Raw genomic sequence first — 402 nt, 5'->3', positions numbered from 1 at the left:
ACTGATAAACGCCAGTCTGTAGCAGGCAATATTTCCTGGTAAGCCGTATTGCCGGTTTCCCTTATCACCGTGCGCAATACTTCGTGGCGTTCAACGATCATTTGAAGCGCTGTTGACAAGGCAGTACGGTCAAGGTTGCCCTGCAGGCGCAATACAACAGGCAGGTGATAGTTTATGCTACCCTGCAGCCGGTCGATGAACCACAATCTTTCCTGCGAAAAAGATAACGGCACCAGAGCGGGCCGCTTACCCGGAACAATAGACGGGGTGGTCGAAGTTCCTGCAGCATCGATATGGCCACACAGGTCTTTCAGCACCGGATACAGGAACAGGTCGCGAATGCTCAGTTCCCGTTGCAATTGTTTACGAACGGCCGATACCACGCGGGTGGCGATCAGCGAG

Annotated in this window: 1 protein-coding gene; it reads right to left on the bottom strand. The window is 53.5% G+C overall.

Going from position 1 to position 402, the window contains the following annotated elements; genetic code table 11:
• The coding region (locus tag A4R26_RS14310; RefSeq protein ID WP_165760268.1) for a condensation domain-containing protein at positions 1 to 402 on the bottom strand (402 nt) is incomplete at both ends.

It is taken from the genome of Niastella populi (assembly GCF_002078015.1).
Classification (GTDB): domain Bacteria; phylum Bacteroidota; class Bacteroidia; order Chitinophagales; family Chitinophagaceae; genus Niastella; species Niastella populi.
The sequence above is the reverse complement of the archived record's forward strand: the minus strand, read 5'-3'. Positions and strand labels throughout refer to the sequence as shown.